This is a genomic window from Butyrivibrio sp. NC2007 (assembly GCF_000421405.1).
Taxonomy (GTDB): Bacteria; Bacillota; Clostridia; order Lachnospirales; family Lachnospiraceae; genus Butyrivibrio.
The window spans coordinates 258,561-271,259 of sequence record NZ_ATWY01000003.1; the positions used below are offsets into that span (position 1 = coordinate 258,561).

Below are 12,699 nucleotides of genomic sequence, written 5' to 3' on the forward strand. Positions count from 1 at the left end.
ATAATAAAGAGCAAGAGAAACGGAGGGAAAAGATATGATGATCATTGATAAGATTTTAATGATGCTTGGAATCTACAGGAAGAGATATATCATCTGCCCTATACATAGATAATTATTACAGAATATCGGTAGAAAAGGAGGGAATGAGCTTATGGACAGTAGATACCATATTTTTAGCACAGTTCAGATGAAATATATCGAGGATAACAACGATATCTCAAGCTCCGGTGAGGTTGATTTTAAGAAAATTGAGGATGCACTTATAAAGTTCGCAGATGATATGATCAAAGCCTGATAAAAATATACAGCCCTGGAACCGAAAGGTTTCAGGGCTTAATTATTGCGTAAAGACGCTGACACTTTTATAATATATATATCTACTTTTTTACGTATTTATGTGGGTAGAACAAAACATTTTGAAGTGAGGTAATCTATGGCAGATAAGATGGATCTGATCAACCAACTGGCAGCATCAATGGGCGCCGGAGACTTTGCCAAGACCAAGTATGAGGATTCAAAGTATGATCCGCAGACAGGAACTCTTTACTGTGACGGGATCATGATCACAAAGCCCATAATCGAGAAGGCAGAGCAGCATTTCAGGGCCCTTAAGTCAAAATGCAGTTACGATGATCCTGCTTCACGAGAAATGGCCATGATCTATCAGGTAGCTCTTGAGGGAATCAAGATAATGAGAGCCAGTGGTCAGGAAACCATGAAGGAAGATAAGGGAGATAACAGATAAGCTGCCTATGAAGGAATACAGAATTGTCGTAGTTGATGATGATCCGGTCAGCCTAAATCATGCCAAGATGCTGCTGACTGAGGAGAACATGCAGGTTACCTGCATGAATTCAGGCAAACTACTTCTCAAATACATAGAGAACAATATTCCTGATCTCATTTTGCTTGACATCGTTATGCCTGATGTTGACGGATTTGAGGCATTTATTATGGTGCGCAGATTCGAGGAACATACAGGGAGATCTCGTATTCCCATTATATTTATGTCCGGAGCCGATGACAGCGAAGCAGAGGAGATGGGTCTTGTTATGGGCGCATCAGACTTTGTGAAAAAGCCGCTGAATAAGGATGTCCTTGTAAGGCGTATCGAGAATTCCATCAAGAACAACAAGAGGATGGAAAACCTTGAGGAAGAGGCTACTGTAGACAAGCTCACCGGCCTTTTGAACAAGGCAAGAGGTACGGATAGAGTAACCAAGCTCTGTAAGAGAAAGAACGGATCTCTCATGATCCTTGACCTTGACAGTTTTAAGCTGGTAAATGACCTTTTCGGGCATGAAAAGGGCGATCAGATATTAAAGGGCTTTTCTGAGATCATCAGAAAGAACTCCCGCGAAACCGACACGCTGTGCAGGATTGGCGGCGATGAATTTATGGGCTTTTATGATGATCTTTTGGATGAGAGGGCTGTTAGTAAGCTGGCAAAAAGGCTCAACGAGCAGCTCCGGAAAAAGGCAGTGGAGATTCTCGGAGAAGACAACGGAATACCTCTTGGAATATCCATAGGAGTGGCAATGGTGCCGGAATGCGGCAGAGAATATAATGATCTTTTCGCCAAGGCAGACAGTGCGCTCTATAAGGTAAAGCAGAACGGCAAACACGGTTACAGTGTTTATGGTTATGACACCAACAGTGATAACCCTGACGAGACCTCAGAGAACAAGCTGGACAGAATGGTCCAGATACTTGAGGAGAGAAACAGTAAGTCCGGAGCTCTGTTTTTGGGAAAGGACTACTTCTCCGCAGTTTATAAATATATCATGCGCTTCTACAGGAGATATGGCGGAGATGCCACTATCCTGTTGTTTGAGTTGGATTGCCCGGGCGGTGATATGCAGCGCATATCGGACACGGCAGACCAGTTCAGTACCATTGTGGAAAAGGCCCTGAGGATGAGCGATATCATGGTCCAGAACGGCACTCAGAGTTTTCTTGTAATGCTGACAGAGTGTGGCAAGGAAAACTTTGATCTGGTCATATCAAGGATCCTTGCAGCATTTAAAGAGACGGAGTTGGGCAAGGACGTTCCCGTAAACTACGTCTATAAATTCAGCGTTGCACAAAAATAAACAGATATTTGTAGTAGGTGTGCTCTTTTTCCTTGTCATAAAGGTTTATGAGACTAACAACGTACAGATCAGAACAGGCTTTTAGCCTGTTCTTTTTTATGTAATTAACCATTTTCTGATAGGTCTTCTCGATGTCTTTTACCTGATTGTCCTGGTGACAGCAGACGGCAAGCTGACCCTCTGCAGGGAAGGTCTCCACGTTGTCGGCAGCAAGGAAGGAGAGACTGATTATGTTGTTGTATACGTAATGCTTTTTAAGCAGATCCTCATAGGCTATGGAAACGCCTGTGGGGAAGGTGGAGAGGGAATCCTTGTCAATGGACTTTGAGAGGTGCACGGAGATGTCCTTGGCGATATCTGCTGTGTGGTGGGCATAGTCCTTGTTTTTTATCTGTGTTCTGCTGACACTGAGCTGTGGCATATCCATAATAAAAGGCGTTCCCTGCTTGTGCCTGCCGAATTCGCCAAGGATCCACATGCCGAGGTGAAGGGCGCTTATCTTCTTGTTTATGCGGTAGAGTTCGCGCTGCATCTCAAGGATCTTGGAGTTTGCCATTTTCTCTATGGCTTCCCTTGAGGAGGAGTGCACGAGGTCCCTGATCTCGGCAATACTGCACCCGGCCTGTCTCATGGTGGATATAAAGAAAAATGAACTGATCTGGGAGGCTGAGTAGTAGTGATAGCCGTTATTCTTATCGACCTTGGGCCTTATTATGTCCTGTTCATAGTAGTGCCTGAGAGTATCTCTTGTGGTCCCACATAGTTTTGCAAACTGGCTTACGGTGAGGGAGTATTCCTGTTCGTCGTCCTTATAATCGCTAAAAGTCGTCATAAAAAACCTTATAAAATTCACAAAATTTGTTATTGACTTGGGGGTTACCCCCAAGATTATTGTAACAGGGAATTGATAAAAAATAAACCTTTCACACTTAAAGGAGAGAAAACATGAAGGACGTTAAAGGAACAATCATTCGTATAATCGCTGAGTATCTTGATAAGGACGAGGCAGAAGTTTCGCCATCTGCAACTTTCACAGAGATAGGCCTTGATTCTCTGGACATCATGGAGCTTGTAATGCAGATGCAGGAAGAGCTTGACTGCAAGATCGAGCTTTCACAGGAGATCACAACAATCGACAAGCTTGTAGAGCTCATTGAGAAGCAGTAAAGGGTCTGAGAGGAAGGATAAATGAGTACGAATCCGATTTGCGAAATGCTTGGGATTAAATATCCGGTCATTCAAGGAGGAATGGCCTGGATAGCAGACGCTGAGCTCGCAGCAGCCGTATCAAACGCAGGAGGACTGGGGCTTATAGCTGCCATGAACTCTAACGGAGAGCAGCTCCGTGAGCAGATAAAAAAGGCCAAAGAGCTGACGGATAAGCCCTTTGGCGTAAACCTGATGCTGATGAGTCCCTACATCGATGAGGCTGTTTCCGCTGTCTGTGAGGAGGGCGTAAAAGTCGTGACCACCGGCGCCGGAAATCCGGCGAAGTACATGGAGCAGCTAAAGAGCGCAGGAGTTAAGGTGATCTGCGTAGTTGCCAGCGTTGCCCTTGCTGTGATGGTTGAGAGAATGGGCGCAAGCGCTGTTGTCGCCGAAGGGTGCGAGTCCGGAGGCCATGTGGGCGATACTACCACAATGGCTCTGGTACCTCAGGTTGTGGATGCAGTGAACATCCCTGTCATCGCCGCCGGCGGAATAGCTGACGGAAGGGGCATGGCTGCAGCATTTATGCTGGGAGCGCAGGCAGTGCAGATGGGAACCAGGTTCCTTACCGCCAAGGAGTGCAATGTCCATCCCAACTACAAGGAAAAGGTCCTAAAAGCCAAGGACAGAGACACTATCGTGACCGGAAAGAGCTTGGGACACCCTGTAAGAGCACTTAAGAACCGCATGACAAGAGATTTTCAGGCAAAAGAGCTTGATCCTGCCACTACGCCGGGTGAACTGGAGAAGATGGGAGCAGGCGCTTTAAGACGAGCAGCTATCGAGGGCGACGTTAAGACGGGCTCCTGTATGTGCGGACAGATCGCGGGACTTGTCAATTCCGAGGACAGCTGCGAGGAGATAATCACAGGCATTTGCAGAGATGCGTGTGCGCTTCTTGGAAGAAGCTTAGAGGAGTAATAAATGGGAAAAGTAGCGTTTTTATTTGCCGGCCAAGGAAGTCAGTACCCGGGCATGACAAAGGATCTATTTGAGAATATACCCGAAGTTCACGATTTTTACGGGGTTGCGGAGGCTATCCGTCCCGGAACTCTGACACAGATGTTTTCGGGAACAGAAGAAGAGCTTAAGAAAACTGAGAATACTCAGCCTTGTCTTTTCCTGGCTGATATTGCCGGGGCTCTGGCTCTTATAAAGAATGGGATAAGGCCTGATGCTGTGGCAGGATTCTCTCTTGGAGAGATCGTTGCCCTGGCTGCTTCCGGAGCTCTTAAGAAGCAGGAAGCATTCAAGCTTGTCTGCAAGAGAGGAAAGTTCATGCAGAAGTCCGCAGGGGAAGTGGATGGTAAGATGATCGCCGTGATGCGAATGGACAGGGATGAGCTTAAGACTCTGTGCAAGGAAGTCGGCGTTTATCCTGTAAATTACAACTGCCCGGGACAGATAGTTGTCTCCGGTGAAAAGGAAAAGATGGAGACGCTAAAGGAGAGACTGACAGAGCAAAAGGTAAGGTTTGTCGAGCTCGCAGTTGGCGGAGCGTTCCATACGCCTTACATGGATGGCGCGGCTAAGAGCCTTAAAAAGGAGCTTAAAGAGGGCAAGATATATAACCTGAACAAGGCGCAGATACCTCTTTATGCCAATAAGACCGCAGAGCCCTACTCAGGAGATGAAGAGGAGATGATATGCACCATTTCCGACCAGGTAAAAAGCAGCGTCAAGTGGGAGGAGACTCTTACAAACATGGCCAGAGACGGTGTCGACACCTTCATAGAATGTGGCCCGGGCAAGGCTCTTTCGGGATTTGTCAAAAGAACTGTTGAGGGAGCAAAGATATATAACGTATATAACATGGAATCCCTTAAGAAGGTTATAGAGGAGCTTGGAAAAGATGCTTAAAGGAAAGAATGCCGTTATTACAGGCGGAAGCAGAGGAATAGGAAAGGCAATAGCCCTTGAGTTTGCAAAGAACGGTGCGGATATAGCAATTATCGCCACCAGGGAGAGCAAGGCGTCAGATGAGACCTTGAAAGAACTGGAGAGCTTCGGGATCACAGCCAGAATGTACTACTGCGATGTCAAGGATGCAGACCAGGTGGAGAGCGCTGTTCAGGAGATCATTGCAGACTTTGGCACCATTGATATTCTGGTGAACAATGCCGGAATTACCAAGGACAATCTGCTCCCGAGCCTTGGAATAATGGATATCGATAACGTGATTGACGTCAATCTCAAAGGCTGCATGTTTGTCACAAGGTCTTTTATCAGAAATTTCGTAAGACATCGCAAGGGAAGCATTATAAATATCAGCTCTGTCGTTGGACTTATGGGCAACAAGGGGCAGACAAACTATGCAGCTTCAAAGGCAGGAATTGTGGGCTTTACCAAGTCCGTTGCCAAGGAGTACGGAAGAAAGAACATCAGGTGCAACGCCATTGCACCGGGATACATAACGACGGACATGACGGCAGCTCTTTCAGAGACTCAGACTGAGGAGATAAAGAGTGAGATCCCTATGGGCAAGCTGGGAAGCCCTGAGGATGTGGCGCGTCTTGCGCTGTTTTTGGGAAGCGAGATGAGTTCTTACATCACGGGAGAAGTCATAAAGGTAGATGGAGGAATGTATGTGTAGAGTAGTTGTGACCGGAATGGGCGTGATAACGCCGGTTGGAAATGATCTGGATACTTTCTGGGATAGCCTGAAAAAGGGAGTATGCGGAGTAGATAAGATAAAGAGGTTTGATGCATCGGGGCTGAAGGTGAGCCTTGATGCTGAGGTCAAGGACTTTAATCCCAAGGACTATTACGACAGCATGCAGGAGATCAGAAAGTCGGATCTTTACATGCAGTACGCCATGGCAGCTGCAGGGCAGGCTGTAAAGCAGAGCGGGATTCTGGAGTCGGATCTCGACAGGGAGCGCTTTGGAGTGTATATAGGCTCCGGAATCGGCGGAATTAACACCACTATCCGCGAGCAGAATAAGTTAAGAGACAAGGGACCTGAGATGGTATCACCTTTCTTTGTGCCGATGATGATCAGCAACATGGCTGCCGGAGCGGTTTCCATCAAGTTTGGAGCAAAGGGCCCCACACTTCCTGTGGTTACGGCCTGCGCGACTTCAACCCACACCATTGGTGAGGCTTACAGGGCCATCAAGCACGGCTATGCCGATGCCATAATCGCAGGCGGAAGCGAAGCCAGCATCAACGAGCTGGCCATGGCAGGATTTGTGAACTGTCAGGCTCTTAATCTTGCCGAAAATCCTGAGGAGGGAAGTCTTCCATTTGATAAGAGAAGAGGCGGCTTTGTAATGGGCGAAGGCGCAGGGATACTGATCCTTGAGGAATATAACCACGCCAAAAAGCGCGGAGCCAAGATCCTGGCTGAAGTTGTGGGCTACGGAAATACAGCAGATGCGTACCACATCACAGCTCCGGACCCGGAGGGAAGCGGAGCCGTAAGAGCCATCAAGAATGCTGTGGAAGAGGCCGGAATCAGTGATGGCGATGAGATATACATCAATGCCCACGGCACCGGAACACATCTCAATGATGCTATGGAAACAAAGGCCATAAAGGCCGTTTTTGGCAAAAAAGCTTATGACCTGCATATAAGCTCCACCAAGTCCATGACAGGCCATATGATGGGCGCTACAGGCGCAGTAGAGGCCATTGCTTCCGTGCTGGCGCTTGAGGACGGAATAATCCCACCAACCATCAACTACAAGGAAAAGGACGAGGAGTGCGACCTCAACTACACTGTGAACGAGGCGGCCAGTGTCCCTGTCGAGTATGCCATCAGCACTTCCCTTGGATTTGGCGGACATAACGCGTGCATTGCATTTAAACGATATGAGGCGTGAAGATGACTAATTCGTTAAAAGACTATGAGGATATGTTTAGAAGGCTGTCTCTATCAGAGCTTGAGGTAGAAGATGGGGATTTTAAGATGAGAATGAAAAGAGAGTGGGTAGCACCATCGGTTGCTGTTGTGCCGGAGGGTGCGATGCAGATTCAGGCTTCTGAGATGGCTTTAGAGCCGGCTTTGGAGGCGGAAGCTGAGTCTTTTGCAGTATCGGGAGTAGAGGTTAAAGCGCCGCTTCTTGGCGTTTTCCACGGAGCTGTCGGTGGCAAAAGAGCTGTCAAGGCCGGCGATAAGGTCGAAAAGGGTGATGTTTTGTGCACTCTTGAAGCCATGAAGATGATGAACGAGGTCAAGGCTCCAGTCAGCGGAACGATTAAGCAGGTTCTTGCTGCAGAGGGCGATCTTGTGGAGTTTGATCAGGTTCTTTTTGTCATTGAGTAAGGAAGGAAATATGGACAGAGAAGAGATTAAGGGGATTCTCCCCCACAGGGAGCCCATGCTTTTGGTGGATGAGGCTTATCTTAACGAAGATGGTTCGGCGACGGGCTATTACCATGTCCGGGGAGATGAGTTCTTTTTACAGGGGCATTTTCCGGGGAATCCAATAGTTCCCGGGGTTATCCAGTGCGAGATGATGGCACAGTCCGCCTGCATCATGTTTGCGGACAGGATGAAGAATAAAGGCACGACCCCGGTATATACGGGCCTTGATAAGGTCAGGTTCAGGGGCATGATAAAGCCCGGAGACACCATCAGGATTGATACGAAGGTCCTTAAACAGAGCCATCCGATGTATATGCTGCACGGAGAGCTCAGCGTTGATGGGAAAAGGTGCATGAACGGCGATTTTTCTTTTGCCATATTGGAGGAAAAGGAGAGAAACTAATATGTTTTCTAAGATCCTTATTGCGAACAGAGGTGAAGTTGCTGTCAGGGTCATCAGAGCCTGCAAGGAGATGGGGATCCAGACCGTGGCTGTCTATTCCAAGGCCGACAGTAACGCTCTCCATGTGGAGATGGCGGATGAGAGCTATTGCATAGGCGGACCCATGGTAAAAGACAGCTATCTGAACATGGACGTTATCATTACCGTGGCAAAAAAGACCGGAGCAGAGGCTATTCATCCGGGATACGGAATGCTCTCGGAGAATCCGGAGTTTGCAAGGAAATGCAGGGAAAATGACGTTGTGCTCATAAGCCCCGGAGAGGAAGTCATGCACAAGATGGGTCAGAAGGAGGTCGCCAGGGAGATTGCAAAGAGTGCCGATGTTCCTGTGACGCCGGGAAGCGAGATTTTAAGCGGTGCTGACGATGCTCTTAAGTGGGCCGGGGAGATCGGATATCCGGTAATTCTTAAGGCCAGAGCCGGTGGCGGCGGAAAGGGCATCAGGGTCGTACGTGAGGAAAAAGAGCTCGTCCATGCCTTTGAGCAGGTGAAAAAGGAAGCCGAAAGCTCTTTTGCCGATGACGCAGTCTTCATGGAGAAATACTTAGAGAACGTCAAGCACGTTGAGGTCCAGATAATCGCTGACTGCAAGGGAAAGGTCCTGATCCTCGGGGACAGGGACTGCTCAGTGCAGAGAAAGAACCAGAAGCTCATCGAGGAATGTCCGGCGCCGGTTTTATCGGAAGAGCTAAGGGGCAGGATGTATGAGGCGGCCAGGAGATTGGCTGTGAAGGTGGGCTATGTCACCGTGGGAACCGTGGAGTTTCTGGTAAAAGGGGACAAGTTCTTTTTCATGGAAATGAACACGAGGCTTCAGGTGGAGCACTCCGTGACGGAGATGGTCTGCGGAATTGACATCGTTGAATGGCAGATCAGGACTGCTGCGGGGGTTGAGCTGCCCTATGAGCAGGAGGATATAGGCAGGAAAAAGCATGCCATCGAGTGCAGGATCTGCGCCGAAAATGCCAGGGATTTTACGCCTTCTACAGGGAAAGTGGAGCTTCTGCATGTGCCGGGAGGCGTTGATGTCAGGTTTGATTCGGCTCTTTATCAGAGCTATGTGGTTACGCCCTTCTACGACTCAATGCTGGGTAAGCTCATTGTGTGCTCTGATACCAGGGATGGGGCCATTCGCAAGATGAAGAGCGCTCTGTCGGAGTTTGTGCTGCTGGGCATTGACAACAACAGGGATATGCACATGAAATTCATGGAAAACGGCAGGTTTGTCATAGGTAATTATGATACGGGGATCTGTCAGAAAGTGTTGTAAGATATGGAGCTTAAAAGCTTATTTTTAAAGGCGAATAATGAGCTTGAAAATAATGAGAACAGGCCGAGGAGCAGGCGTATAACCTGCAAGAAATGCGGGAAGCAGGTGTCTGTGGCCAGGATCAGGAAGAACTTTTTTGTGTGTCCCGAGTGCGGGCATTATTTTCCGGTAAGGGCAAGGAGGAGGATCCTCATGCTCACGGATAAACGAAGCTTTATCGAGATGGACAGGGACATGGAGTCCAGGAATATCCTGGATTTTCCCGGGTATGATGAGAAGCTCGTTGCTGCCAGGGAAAAGAGCCGTGAAAACGAGGGAGTTATCTGCGGAGAAGCCACTATTGGCGGAAGCAGAGTATGCATTTTTGCCATGGACAGTAATTTTATGATGGGATCCATGGGCGCCGTTGTGGGCGAGAAGATAACAAGGCTCTTTGAATATGCGACGGAAAGGCATCTGCCGGTGGTGGGAGTAACCGTTTCCGGTGGCGCAAGAATGCAGGAGGGAATGGTTTCCCTGATGCAGATGTCCAAGATTTCTGCGGCAGTAAAAAGGCATGACAGGGAGGGGAATCTCTATGTGGTGCTCCTCACCAATCCAACTACGGGCGGAGTCGATGCCTCTTTTGCCATGCTTGGGGATGTTACTTTGTCGGAGCCCCGGGCCAGAGTGGGATTTGCAGGGCCGAGGGTGATTGAGAAGACGCTAAACCAGAAGCTCCCGGAGGGGTTCCAAAAGGCCGAGAGGGTGCTGGAGTGCGGATTTATTGATGCGATAGTGCCGCGCCAGGAGCAAAGGGAGTATCTGGACAGGATACTAAAGCTCCATGGCTATGGTGCGTAGAGGTGGTTTTGAGAAATGAATGATATTGAGATAGTTAAGGTTGCCAGGTCGGAAAACAGGCTTACTTCCAAGGATTTTCTGGGAGGTGTGGTCAGGGACTTCGTGGAATTTCACGGGGACAGGCTCTTTGGCGAAGACAGGGCCATAATTGCCGGGATTGGCAGGATTGAAGATATAGCGGTTACTGTGATCGGAATTGAAAAGGGCAAAAATATCGAGGAGCGCATTGAGCATAACTTTGGAAGCGCTATGCCCGAAGGATACAGAAAGGCCCTGCGGCTCATGAAGCAGGCTGAGAAGTTTGGCAGACCTGTTGTCTGCTTTGTGGATACGGCCGGTGCGTACTGCGGAATTGACGCAGAGGAAAGGGGCCAGGGAAGGGCTATTGCTCAGTGCCTTGCTGAGATGTCGGATCTTGAGACGCCCATTTTGTCCATTGTTATCGGAGAAGGCGGAAGCGGAGGAGCGCTGGCTCTTAGCCATGCGGACAGGATCTGGATGTTGGAGGATGCGTATTTTAGCGTTGTTTCGCCGGAGAGCTGTGCAAATATCCTCTGGAAGAGTACGGAAAAGGCGGATGTGGCTGCTGCTGCGCTGGGACTGACTGCAGATAAGCTCTATAAGCTGGGACTTATTGATAAGGTCATAAGAGGCGTGGATATGGAGAAACTCACCGGGGAGATTGCTGGGCAGTTAAGGGAGCTTCTTGCGGTGCCGGCCGGGGAACTGGTTATGCAGAGGTACAGGAAGTTCAGGAAAGTCGGATATTGAAGACAGATATGGAAATTAAGGGACTGAGGAAATTTAGGGATTATGGGAATGATCTATGAGGATTTCTATAAAGAAATAAAGGATGCACAGGGCAGGATTGTGGACGTTGAGCTCAGCTACAGCGAGGATTTTAACTTTGCTTATGATGTCATGGACAGGTTTGCCGATGAATTACCGCAGGGACTGGCTCTTTTGCATAAAACCGCAGATGGCAAGGTTACAAGGTTTACCTTTGGGGACATCAAGAGGCTGTCGGATAAGGCGGCTAATGCGCTTAAGGGGCTTGGTGTAGGCCGTGGAGACAGCGTGATGCTGCTTCTTAAGAGGCGATATGAGTTCTGGATCAGTATTCTGGCGATTCATAAGCTGGGGGCTGTGGCAATTCCTACTTCGCATATGGTTTCGGCGGAGGATATCAGGGAGAGGATAAGGCTCTCAGGGGCTAAGGCTGTGATATGCGTAAATGCAGATGATATCTGCGACAAGGTGGAGGAGGCTGTAAATGGGCTTCCTGCCACTATGGTCGTGGTGGGAGATAAGTATAAGGATAAGCTTGGATTTGACGATGCACTGGAGGGAGCCGAGAGCTCTTTTGCCAGAGTAAAGACCAACGTGTCGGATCCGATGCTGTATTACTTCACTTCGGGAACCAATGGGGCGCCAAAGGCGGTGATACATGACTTTTCGTATCCGCTGGCGCATATTTTTACGGCTAAATGCTGGCACGGCGTAAAGCCCGGGGGTCTTCACCTTACTGTGGCGGACTCCGGATGGGCCAAGACTGCCTGGGGCAAGCTCTATGGCCAGTGGTTCATGGGCGCGGCCATCATGGTCTACGACTATGAGCAGTTCTATGCCGGGGATATGCTGAGGCTTCTTGAGGAGGAGCAGGTTAATACGTTCTGCGCGCCTCCTACAATCTATAAATATCTGGTGCTGGAGGACCTTGGCAGGTATGATCTGAGCCATCTGCACTTTGCGACTACGGCCGGGGAAGCCATGCCAAAGGAGATTTCTGCGAAGTTTAAGGCTCTGACGGGGCTCACGGTCCGGGAGGGCTTTGGCCAGACAGAGACTGCGCTCCAGGTCTGCACACAGGTGGACGGGGAGCAGATTCCGGGCAGTATCGGCAAGGCTTCGCCTCTGTACAGGGTGGAGCTTGTTGATGAGAATAATAAGCCTGTTCCTGCCGGTGAGGAGGGCGAGATTGTCATCATCCCTAAGGATGGCAAGCGTCCGGCCGGTGTCTTTGCCGGATATCTCGGGGATCAGGAGCAGTATGACGAGGTCTGGGAAGGCGGAATCTACCACACCAAGGACGTTGCTGTTCAGGATGAGAATGGAAATTTCTTTTTCGTCGGCAGAAACGACGATGTTATTAAGTCAAGTGGCTACAGGATCGGCCCATCTGAGGTCGAGGACATCCTGATGCGCCACCCGGCTGTATTTGAGTGCGCTGTTACAGGCTACCCCTCTAAAAATCGCGGAGCGCTGGTCAAGGCCAGCGTTGTGCTCCGCGACGGCTTTGTGGGGGATAACAAGCTGGCGGTAGAACTTCAGGACTTCGTCAAGAAGAGGACCGCCATCTACAAATATCCCCGCATGATCAAGTTCGAAGCCACCCTTCCCCACAACGCAAACGGCAAGATCCTCCGCTCCGCCATCCGCAGAGCCGACTACGCAAAATGAGCCCTGGGGACGGAGTCAAGGGCTCATTTTTTGAGACACCGGGGACGTTTCA

The 12,699-nt window shown here is 49.2% G+C and carries 15 protein-coding genes; 14 read left to right on the plus strand and 1 reads right to left on the minus strand.

Annotated elements, in window-relative coordinates:
- The first annotated feature begins 151 nt into the window (after window positions 1-151).
- The 3 genes from G632_RS21895 (at window position 152) to G632_RS0103990 (ending at window position 2,093) form a co-directional block, all read left to right on the plus strand.
- Complete coding sequence (locus G632_RS21895) at window positions 152-295, plus strand: hypothetical protein (protein ID WP_022767742.1); 144 nt, start codon at window positions 152-154, stop codon at window positions 293-295.
- Between the two features lie 138 nt (window positions 296-433).
- Complete coding sequence (locus G632_RS0103985; RefSeq protein WP_022767743.1) at window positions 434-745, plus strand: hypothetical protein; 312 nt, start codon at window positions 434-436, stop codon at window positions 743-745.
- Window positions 746-752: 7 nt separating this feature from the next.
- A complete protein-coding gene (locus G632_RS0103990; RefSeq protein ID WP_022767744.1) occupies window positions 753-2,093 on the plus strand; it encodes a GGDEF domain-containing response regulator in 1,341 nt (446 codons plus the stop codon).
- Here G632_RS0103990 and G632_RS0103995 read toward each other — a convergent pair.
- A complete protein-coding gene (locus tag G632_RS0103995; protein ID WP_022767745.1) occupies window positions 2,074-2,925 on the minus strand; it encodes a MerR family transcriptional regulator in 852 nt (283 codons plus the stop codon). The two genes, G632_RS0103990 and G632_RS0103995, sit on opposite strands and share 20 nt — an antisense overlap.
- A gap of 113 nt (window positions 2,926-3,038) precedes the next feature.
- On the opposite strand from G632_RS0103995, the gene G632_RS0104000 reads away from it, so the two are divergent.
- The 11 genes from G632_RS0104000 to G632_RS0104050 are packed head-to-tail and all read left to right on the plus strand — an operon-like array spanning window position 3,039 to window position 12,647.
- On the plus strand, window positions 3,039-3,260 hold the full coding sequence (locus tag G632_RS0104000) for an acyl carrier protein (protein ID WP_022767746.1): 222 nt from the start codon (window positions 3,039-3,041) through the stop codon (window positions 3,258-3,260).
- Window positions 3,261-3,281: 21 nt separating this feature from the next.
- Window positions 3,282-4,223 carry an enoyl-[acyl-carrier-protein] reductase FabK gene (fabK, locus tag G632_RS0104005; protein WP_022767747.1) on the plus strand — a complete coding sequence of 314 codons (942 nt, stop codon included), beginning with the start codon at window positions 3,282-3,284 and terminating at the stop codon, window positions 4,221-4,223.
- Window positions 4,224-4,226: 3 nt separating this feature from the next.
- Window positions 4,227-5,162 carry an ACP S-malonyltransferase gene (locus G632_RS0104010; RefSeq protein WP_022767748.1) on the plus strand — a complete coding sequence of 312 codons (936 nt, stop codon included), beginning with the start codon at window positions 4,227-4,229 and terminating at the stop codon, window positions 5,160-5,162.
- Window positions 5,155-5,895, plus strand: a complete 741-nt coding sequence (gene fabG, locus G632_RS0104015; protein WP_022767749.1) for a 3-oxoacyl-[acyl-carrier-protein] reductase — start codon at window positions 5,155-5,157, stop codon at window positions 5,893-5,895. Before G632_RS0104010 ends, fabG begins: the two co-directional genes overlap by 8 nt.
- On the plus strand, window positions 5,888-7,126 hold the full coding sequence (gene fabF, locus G632_RS0104020) for a beta-ketoacyl-ACP synthase II (RefSeq protein ID WP_022767750.1): 1,239 nt from the start codon (window positions 5,888-5,890) through the stop codon (window positions 7,124-7,126). Before fabG ends, fabF begins: the two co-directional genes overlap by 8 nt.
- Before the next feature lie 2 nt (window positions 7,127-7,128).
- Window positions 7,129-7,569 (plus strand): acetyl-CoA carboxylase biotin carboxyl carrier protein, encoded by a 441-nt coding sequence (locus G632_RS0104025; RefSeq protein WP_022767751.1) that lies wholly within the window; start codon window positions 7,129-7,131, stop codon window positions 7,567-7,569.
- Window positions 7,570-7,579: 10 nt separating this feature from the next.
- Complete coding sequence (fabZ, locus tag G632_RS0104030; protein WP_022767752.1) at window positions 7,580-8,014, plus strand: 3-hydroxyacyl-ACP dehydratase FabZ; 435 nt, start codon at window positions 7,580-7,582, stop codon at window positions 8,012-8,014.
- 1 nt (window position 8,015) lies between these two features.
- On the plus strand, window positions 8,016-9,344 hold the full coding sequence (locus G632_RS0104035) for an acetyl-CoA carboxylase biotin carboxylase subunit (protein WP_022767753.1): 1,329 nt from the start codon (window positions 8,016-8,018) through the stop codon (window positions 9,342-9,344).
- Window positions 9,345-9,347: 3 nt separating this feature from the next.
- The gene (locus G632_RS0104040) at window positions 9,348-10,187 is read left to right on the plus strand and encodes an acetyl-CoA carboxylase carboxyltransferase subunit beta (RefSeq protein ID WP_022767754.1); all 840 of its coding nucleotides are present in this window, start codon (window positions 9,348-9,350) and stop codon (window positions 10,185-10,187) included.
- A gap of 15 nt (window positions 10,188-10,202) precedes the next feature.
- Window positions 10,203-10,958 (plus strand): carboxyltransferase subunit alpha, encoded by a 756-nt coding sequence (accA, locus tag G632_RS0104045; protein ID WP_022767755.1) that lies wholly within the window; start codon window positions 10,203-10,205, stop codon window positions 10,956-10,958.
- A 42-nt stretch (window positions 10,959-11,000) separates the two neighbouring features.
- The gene (locus G632_RS0104050; protein WP_022767756.1) at window positions 11,001-12,647 is read left to right on the plus strand and encodes an AMP-binding protein; all 1,647 of its coding nucleotides are present in this window, start codon (window positions 11,001-11,003) and stop codon (window positions 12,645-12,647) included.
- Window positions 12,648-12,699 lie beyond the last annotated feature (52 nt).